At 70.3% G+C, this 7,668-nt stretch carries 8 protein-coding genes and 1 pseudogene; 7 read left to right on the top strand and 2 right to left on the bottom strand.

Annotated elements, in window-relative coordinates; all coding sequences use genetic code 11:
* The 6 genes and pseudogenes from MFF13_RS00500 to MFF13_RS00525 all read left to right on the top strand — a co-directional run.
* A partial coding sequence (locus MFF13_RS00500; RefSeq protein WP_238270108.1) for a redoxin domain-containing protein occupies window positions 1-446 on the top strand: 446 nt, incomplete at its 5' end.
* Window positions 447-448: 2 nt separating this feature from the next.
* Window positions 449-1,339 carry an MBL fold metallo-hydrolase gene (locus MFF13_RS00505; RefSeq protein ID WP_147828120.1) on the top strand — a complete coding sequence of 297 codons (891 nt, stop codon included), beginning with the start codon at window positions 449-451 and terminating at the stop codon, window positions 1,337-1,339.
* 47 nt (window positions 1,340-1,386) lie between these two features.
* Window positions 1,387-1,635, top strand: a pseudogene (locus tag MFF13_RS26510) (ArsR/SmtB family transcription factor); the annotation flags it as partial.
* 104 nt (window positions 1,636-1,739) lie between these two features.
* Entirely contained in the window at window positions 1,740-2,162 is a 423-nt protein-coding gene (locus MFF13_RS00515) for a YeeE/YedE family protein (RefSeq protein ID WP_238270112.1), read from the top strand.
* Window positions 2,159-2,611: a DUF6691 family protein gene (locus MFF13_RS00520; protein ID WP_147828118.1), complete on the top strand. Its 453-nt coding sequence runs from the start codon at window positions 2,159-2,161 to the stop codon at window positions 2,609-2,611. The genes MFF13_RS00515 and MFF13_RS00520 overlap by 4 nt, the downstream gene beginning before the upstream one ends.
* The gene (locus MFF13_RS00525; RefSeq protein WP_147828117.1) at window positions 2,608-3,402 is read left to right on the top strand and encodes a sulfite exporter TauE/SafE family protein; all 795 of its coding nucleotides are present in this window, start codon (window positions 2,608-2,610) and stop codon (window positions 3,400-3,402) included. Before MFF13_RS00520 ends, MFF13_RS00525 begins: the two co-directional genes overlap by 4 nt.
* A gap of 327 nt (window positions 3,403-3,729) precedes the next feature.
* On the opposite strand, the gene MFF13_RS00530 is transcribed toward MFF13_RS00525, so the two are convergent.
* Complete coding sequence (locus tag MFF13_RS00530) at window positions 3,730-5,346, bottom strand: FAD-dependent oxidoreductase (protein WP_147753798.1); 1,617 nt, start codon at window positions 5,344-5,346, stop codon at window positions 3,730-3,732.
* Between the two features lie 128 nt (window positions 5,347-5,474).
* The gene (locus MFF13_RS00535) at window positions 5,475-6,395 is read right to left on the bottom strand and encodes a LysR family transcriptional regulator (protein WP_147828116.1); all 921 of its coding nucleotides are present in this window, start codon (window positions 6,393-6,395) and stop codon (window positions 5,475-5,477) included.
* Between the two features lie 121 nt (window positions 6,396-6,516).
* On the opposite strand from MFF13_RS00535, the gene MFF13_RS00540 reads away from it, so the two are divergent.
* Window positions 6,517-7,455, top strand: a complete 939-nt coding sequence (locus MFF13_RS00540) for a pirin family protein (RefSeq protein WP_147814975.1) — start codon at window positions 6,517-6,519, stop codon at window positions 7,453-7,455.
* Window positions 7,456-7,668: the final 213 nt, after the last annotated feature.

The raw sequence follows: 7,668 nt of genomic DNA on the forward strand, positions 1-7,668 counted from the left end.
CCGCTCGCGTCAGTGCACTAGCCCTCTCAGTCGATAGTCTCTCGTCGCACCTCGCCTGGAAGCACAGCATCGAGCAGCGCTTCGGCGTTCGGGTGCCGTTCCCGATCATCGAGGACCCGGCCATGGGCATCGCCCGCGCCTACGGCATGCTGCCGGCTCGCGCGACGTCCAGCGCCACCGTGCGCACCACCTTCGTGATCGATCCGGAAGGGACCGTCCGCGCGACCCTCGCCTACCCGATGACCGTGGGACGCAGCGTCGAGGAGATCGTGCGCCTCGTCTCCGCCCTGCAGGCCACCGACGCGTCCGAGGTCTCGACGCCGGAGGGATGGCATCCGGGCGAGCCGGTGCTGGCGACGCCGCCCCTCACGTTCGACGAGATCGCCGCCCCCGCCCAGGACACGGGCCAGGGCGCCGATTGGTACTACCGCCTGGGGAGACTTTGACCATGACCGGCGCCAGCCAACACCCCATCGTCGAGGGCTTCCACGAAAGGCGAACCGGCAGCATCCAATACGTCGTGGCCTGCCCGACGACGCGCCGCTGCGCCATCGTCGATCCGGTCCTGGATTACGACGAGAAGTCCGGTGCGACCGCGACGCGTTCGGCGGATGCGATCCTCGAACATGTGCGCGCCAACGGCCTGACGGTCGAGTGGATCCTCGACACCCATCACCATGCGGACCACTTTTCCGCGGCCCCCTACCTGAAGGCGCGGACCGGAGCGCCGACCGCCATCGGCGAGCGCGTCGTCGACGTCCAGCGGCTGTGGAAGGGGCTCTACAACCTACCCTCCGCCTTTCCCGTTGACGGATCGCAGTGGGACCGGTTGTTCGCCAGCGGGGAGACGTTCCGCGTCGGTGAGGTCGATGCGCGGGTGATGTTCTCGCCGGGCCACACGATGGCGTCGGTGAGCTACGTGATCGGCGACGCCGCCTTCGTTCACGATACGCTGTTCATGCCGGATTCCGGCACGGCGCGTTGCGATTTCCCCGGCGGAGATGCCGCCATGCTGTGGCGCTCGATCCAGGCGATCCTCGCCCTGCCGGCCGACACCCGGGTCTTCACCGGCCACGACTACGAGCCGAATGGCCGCATGGCGGCCTGGGAGAGCACCGTCGCAGAGCAGCGCGCCCACAACATCCACATGGTCGCGGCGAGGAGCGAAGCCGAGTTCGTCGACCTACGGAACGCCCGCGACGCCGCCTTGCCGATGCCCAAGCTCATCCTGCACGCGCTTCAGGTCAACATCCGGGGCGGCCGCCTTCCGGAGCCCGAGGAGAATGGCCGACGCTACCTCAAGGTCCCCCTTGATACCCTTGAAGGAGCCGCCTGGTGAGCAGCGAGCCGACCAAGGCGCCGGACCTCTCCGAGGAGACGGCGACAATGGTCGCCGACTTTCTCAAGGTGGTGGCGAACCCGAACCGCCTCCGCATTCTGTTCTTCTTGGCTAAGGGGGAGCACGCGGTATCCCAGATCGAGCATGAGCTCGGCATCCGCCAACCGACGCTCTCGCAGCAACTCGGCGCCCTACGCGAGGCGGAGGTTGTCTCCACCCGGCGGGATCACAAGGTGGTGTACTATCGACTGACGGACCCGCGCATGCTCGCGCTGCTGTCGGCCATGGAAGACATCCTCGTCTCCTCGCGCCCGATCCGCCGCGTCCCGCCGCGCACTGTCGAGGTCCGCGCCCGCACGCTGGGCCAGGCGGCGGTGTTCGGGCGCGTGGGGGACGAGGCCTGAGCTTCGTCCTCACACCGCTTGCCGGGGGCGCCCTCATCGGCGCCTCGGCGGCCCTGCTCCTCCTCGCAAACGGACGGATCGCGGGCATCAGCGGCATCGCCGGCCGTCTCCTCGGTCGCTGGGACGGCGACGCCGCCTGGCGGATCGCGTTCCTCGTCGGATTGCTGCTCGGCCCAATGCTTTACCGTGGCGTCGCCGGGCAATGGCCGGCGGTCCGCATCGACGCACCGTGGCCGATGTTGATCCTCGGCGGCCTTCTCGTCGGCTACGGCACCCGGCTCGGCTCCGGCTGCACCAGTGGCCACGGGGTCTGCGGCCTCGCTCGCCTATCGCCCCGCTCCCTCGCAGCCGTGGCGACATTCATGGCGTTCGCGATGGCGACCGTGTTCCTGGTGCGGCACGGGGGCCTGTCCCAATGAACGCTTCCCGCATCGTGGCGGCGCTCGTCGCCGGGCTGCTGTTCGGATTTGGCCTCGCCCTGTCCGGCATGATGGACCCCGCCCGCGTGCTCGGTTTCCTCGACGTCGCCGACGCCTTCGACCCGACCCTGGCGTTCGTGCTCACAGGCGCGGTAGCCGTCTCGGCGCTTGGCTATGGGCTGAGACGCGGAATGACCCGTCCCTTTCTGGCGGACCGGTTCGAGGTTCCCGCCGGCCGCCGCCTCGATCCGAAGTTCCTCGGTGGCGCCGCCCTGTTCGGCATCGGCTGGGGTCTCGCCGGCCTATGCCCCGGACCCGCGCTTGCGGCCCTCGTCCTCGGGCTGCCCGACGTGGCGATCTTCGTGGCCGCGATGCTCGGCGGAATGCTTCTTCACCGCCTGACCGCGATCCGGGGCTCCGGCGTGGCTCACGGAGCGACCACGCCATGACCGCGCTGCCTGCCCTCCTGTCAGGTGCCGGCGTCGGCTTCACCCTCGGCCTGATCGGGGGCGGCGGCTCGATCCTCGCCACTCCCCTTCTCCTCTACGTCGTCGGCATGTCCCAGCCCCACCTCGCCCTCGGCACGGGGGCGCTGGCGGTCGCAGCCAACGCCACGCTGACGTTCGGTGGTCATGCACGCGCGGGCAACGTGCGCTGGCGGTGCGCCATTGTCTTCGCTCTCGTGGGCGTCCTCGGGGCCCTGGTCGGGTCGACCCTCGGCAAGGCCGTGGACGGTCAGCGACTCCTGTTCCTGTTCGCCATCCTGATGGTCGTTGTCGGCATCCATATGCTTCGCTCCGGGCGAAACGGCGGTCCAGCCCTGGATAGCGCGCCGGCCGAGGGATGCGGGCCGATGCCGACGGCGAAGGTGCTCGCCGTGGCGTTCACGGTCGGAATCCTGTCGGGCTTCTTCGGGATCGGCGGAGGCTTCCTCATCGTGCCCGGCCTCGTCTTCGCGACGGGGATGCCGCTGATTAACGCGGTCGGCACCTCGCTTTTGGCGGTTGGCGCCTTCGGGCTGGCCACGGCGGCGAACTATGCGCTGTCCGGACTCGTGGACTGGATCGTGGCCGCCGAGTTCATCGCCGGGGGCCTCGCCGGTGGTTTCTTGGGAATGCGGCTGGCCGGCCGGCTGGCCGCGTACAAGGGGCTGCTCAACCGGATCTTCGCCGGGGTCATCTTCGTGGTGGCGGGATACATGCTCTATCGCAACGTCGGCGCCCTGACCCATCCGGCCTGATCGGTATCGGCATTTGCGCCCTGCCGCATGCTTGCGTCCCAACCTCTTCATACGCAATCGATGAAACGGTTCGGGAAACGAGACGAACGCCAGGTGGCCTGCCCCCCGGACATCGATCGCGAGGTCGGTGCTTTCGCACCCGCCCGCGCGCTCTGGATCGGCCCAAACGGCTTCCGGTCGTCGTCCGGACGGCCTTCTCGCTGCGCTCGATGAGCCGACATGTCGGTCCCGGGCACAAAAACCATATCGAATTGGCGGGTGAAGGACCTCGGCGTCCGGTCGCGTTGCAGGCGGCTCTTCACCGACGACTTTGAGCGCGCGGGCGACTCAACGCCGGACGTAGTCCCAGACCTTCGAGATGACGACCGATCCTTCGCCCACGGACGAGGCGACGCGCTTGACCGAGCCGGCGCGGACGTCGCCCACCGCGAAGATGCCCGCGTGTGACGTGGCATACGGCGAGTTCGCGCCGACCGCCTCTCCGGTCAGCACGAAGCCGTGGTCGTCGAGGGCGATGAGGCCCGAGAGCCAGCGCGTGTTGGGCGCCGCCCCCACCATGACGAACACGGCGCAGGTCACGACCAGGCGCACCGTCCCGTCCGCCACGTTTCGGACGCTCACCGCGTCGAGCCGGTCGTCGCCGTGCAGGGCGCTGACTTCGGTGCCGTACTCGATCGTGATCGCCGGGTCCGCCTCCAGGCGGCTGGACAGGTATTGGGACATCGAGGCCGCCAGCGATTGCGCGCGCACCACGAGGCGGACGTGCCGGGCCGAGCGGCTGAGGAACATCGCCGCCTGTCCCGCGGAGTTGCCGCCGCCGATGACGACGGTCTCGGCGTTGCGGCAGTAGCGCGCCTCGATGTCGGTCGCCGCGTAGTAGACGCCCGCGCCCTCGAACGCTTCGAGCCGGTCGATCGGCAGGCGCCGGTATTGGACGCCGGTCGCGACGACGACGGCGCGCCCGCGGACGCGCTGCCCGTTCTCGAAGGTCGCGCAGAAATCGCCGTCTTCGAGCCGCTCGAGCTTGGCCACCCGTCGCGGCATGGCGAACCGCGTCCCGAACTTCATCGCCTGGACCTCGCCGCGCCAGACCAGGTCGGCACCGGAGATCCCGGTCGGGAAGCCCATGTAGTTCTCGATGCGGCTCGACGTGCCGGCCTGGCCGCCGACCGCGACATCCTCGACCACCAGGGCGCGAAGCCCTTCCGCGCCCGCGTAGACACCCGCCGCCACGCCGGCCGGGCCGCCGCCGACGACGATCACGTCGAAGGCCTCGTCGTCGATCAGGTCGTAGTTGAGGCCGAGCAGGTCGGCGACCTTGTCCGGCGTCGGCTCCGTCACGACCACGTCGCGCCCGAAGATCACCGCCGGCCGGTCCGCGCGCGTCGCGCAGCTTTCCGCGACGGCCTCGGCCTCCGGGCTACCGAGGGCGTAGGATCGGTAGGGGAGGCGGTTGCGGCTCGCGAACTCGGCGATCCGCCGAACCGCCCGGTCGTCGTCCTCGCCGATCAGCACCAGGGTGCCGTCATGGGTGTCGAGCTGCCGCCGCCGCCGCGCCGAGAGCACCGTGATGACGATGTCCGACATCTCGGGGATCTCGGACATCAGCCGCAGCATCTCCCGCCGCGGCACCTCGATCACGGTGGTGTCCTGGACCGCCCGCATCGGCATCGACCAGTTCCCGCCGTTCAGGAACGCGATCTCGCCCATGAACTGCGTCGGCCCGAGGGTCGAGGGCAGGTGCCGCGCACCGGTGAAGGGGTTCACCACCTCGATCTCGCCCGCCTCGACGTAGACGAAGCGGTCGGCCCGTTCGCCGGCGCGCACGAGGAAGGTGCCGGCCGGGTAACGCCGCTCGACGCCGGCAGCCTGGAGCGCGGCGATGTGCGACGCCGCGAGGGGGATGCGCTGCATCTCGCTCAGGTCCCGGCCGATCGTCTCCATGTCGTCAACTCCCGCGCGCCCTGGTGCGGCGCAGCATCGGTCACGCCGCCCCGCCGGACAAGGTGCCCGGCCGGCAAGATGCCCGAGCCCGCTCCACCCGCGATCCTGCGTGTCCGGTGTCGGGCGTCTCAAGGATGGTCGGCGCTCGCCCACGGAGCCGTGGAGAGCACCTGGGCGAGGTAGGCGATCAGCACCGTCACGCGAGCGGGCCGCAACTCGCCCGGCGGCATGACGAGGTGCAGGGCGATCGGCGGCAGGGCCCAATCGGGCAGCACGCGCTCCAGGGTGCCGGCCTTGAGGTCGTCCCAGATCATGAAGTCCGGCTGCACCGCCAGGCCGAGGCCGGCGCGCAGGGCCGGCGCCAGGGCCTCCGCGTTGTTGGCCCGCATCGGCCCCTTCGGCACGATCGACGCTTCGGTCCCCGTCGGGTCCGTGAACCGCCAGCGGTCGGAGGCCGGCAGGTAGGCGTAGCCGAGGCAGGCATGCCGGACGAGGTCGTCCGGGTGTTCGGGGTGGCCGTGCCGCTCCAGGTAGCCCGGCGTCGCCACGAGCGAGCGGCGGACGGCGCAGAGCTTGCGGGCGCGCAGCGAGGAATCCGGCAGCGCGGCGATGCGCAATCCGATGTCGAACCCGCCGCCGATCAGGTCGACCACCTCGTCGCTCAGGTGCAGGTCGATCGAGACGGCCGGGTACCGGGCGAGGAAGTCCGGGAGCCGCGGCGTGACGTGGAGCAGGCCGAACGACATCGGCACCGCGAGGCGAACCAGGCCCCGAGGCTCGGAGGCGCCGGCCAGGGCCTCCGCCTCGGCGGCCTCTCCCTCGGCGAGGATGCGCGCGGCGCCGTCCTTGGCCGCCCGTCCCGCCTCCGTCAGCGCGAGCTTGCGCGAGGTGCGATGGAACAGGCGGGCGCCGATGCGGGCCTCCAGCCGGCTCACCGCCTTCGACACCGTCGCGTTCGACAACCCGAGTTCGGAGGCGGCGCGGCCGAAGGAGCCGGCCTCCACGACCTTGGCGAAGATCGCCCAGGCCTCGAAATCGGGCAAGCGCATGCATCTAGTTCCGGAAACGATGGGTTTCCATCGTTTCGCTTTCCGACCTGGCTGGCAAGCCGCATAACGCCAGGGTCGAAGGCGCCGGTCTTCGAACGATCGCGCGAAGGAGGGATCCATCATGAGCTGGCACGGTGCGGAAGACCCGATCCCCGGGGATCGTTTCACCTGCGACGCGATCAAGACGCTGATCGTCCCGCGCTCGCGCGACCTCGGTTCGTTCGCGGTGCGGCGGGCCTTGCCGTCGGCGGAGTGCCGGATGGTCGGCCCCTTCGTGTTCTTCGACCAGATGGGCCCGTCCGAATTCCTGCTCGGCAAGGGCATGGACGTGCGACCGCACCCGCATATCGGCCTGTCGACCGTCACCTATCTCTTCGACGGCGAGATCATGCACCGGGACAGCCTCGGCACCGAACTGCCGATCCGCCCTGGCGAGCTCAACTGGATGACGGCCGGCCGCGGGATCACCCATTCCGAGCGGACGGGGGCCGACCTGCGGCAATCCGGCTCGAACCTGTTCGGCATCCAGGCCTGGGTCGCCCTGAGCGCCAAGGACGAGGAATGCGCCCCCGCCTTCGAGCATTACGACGCCGCAGCCCTGCCGACGCTGACCGGCGAGGGCAAGACGGTCCGCGTCATCGCCGGCGAGGCGTTCGGGGCCGCGTCGCCGGTGCGGACCTCGAGCCCGATGGTCTACGCGGACGCGGCGCTGGAGGCCGGGGCGACGCTGCCGCTGGACCCGACCTACGACGAGCGGGCGATCTACACGGTGTCGGGCGTGATCGAGATCGCCGGCGACACCTTCGGTCCGGGCCAGCTCCTGGTCTTCCGACCCGGCGACCGGATCAGCGTCCGCGCGACGGAAGCCGCCCGCTTCATGGTGCTCGGCGGCGAGCCGATGGATGGGCCGCGCCATCTCTGGTGGAACTTCGTGTCCTCGCGGCCCGAGCGGATCGAGCAGGCCAAGGAAGACTGGCGCCGCGCGCGCTTCGACACCGTGCCTGGCGATTCCGAGTTCATCCCTCTGCCCGATTCCCCGCCGCCGGTGCGCTATCCTTGACGACCCGCCAAGGGCGGCCGGCCGTTCGGGATCGGGGCCGGGGTGAGCGAGGGGCGTTGCGCGGGTCGCGTCCATCGCCCGGCAACATTCCGGGTGCTGGTCGCCGGGCGACGCATGCAGGCTGATGCTCGAATGGGGCACCCGGCGCGAGCCGGACGCCCCGTTTCATGCCGGCGCCACCCTACCAGCGGTGGTGCCAGCCGACGTGGCGGT

This window comes from Methylobacterium cerastii (assembly GCF_022179125.1).
GTDB lineage: Bacteria > Pseudomonadota > Alphaproteobacteria > Rhizobiales > Beijerinckiaceae > Methylobacterium > Methylobacterium cerastii.

What these genes read in the sequence shown, in the direction of transcription:
- MFF13_RS00520 (WP_147828118.1), top strand. Translation starts at nt 2,159, where the DNA reads ATGAACGCTTCCCGCATCGTGGCGGCGCTCGTCGCCGGGCTGCTGTTC.
- MFF13_RS00530 (WP_147753798.1), bottom strand. Translation starts at nt 5,346, where the DNA reads ATGGAGACGATCGGCCGGGACCTGAGCGAGATGCAGCGCATCCCCCTC.
- MFF13_RS00525 (WP_147828117.1), top strand. Translation starts at nt 2,608, where the DNA reads ATGACCGCGCTGCCTGCCCTCCTGTCAGGTGCCGGCGTCGGCTTCACC.
- MFF13_RS00535 (WP_147828116.1), bottom strand. Translation starts at nt 6,395, where the DNA reads ATGCGCTTGCCCGATTTCGAGGCCTGGGCGATCTTCGCCAAGGTCGTG.
- MFF13_RS00505 (WP_147828120.1), top strand. Translation starts at nt 449, where the DNA reads ATGACCGGCGCCAGCCAACACCCCATCGTCGAGGGCTTCCACGAAAGG.
- MFF13_RS00540 (WP_147814975.1), top strand. Translation starts at nt 6,517, where the DNA reads ATGAGCTGGCACGGTGCGGAAGACCCGATCCCCGGGGATCGTTTCACC.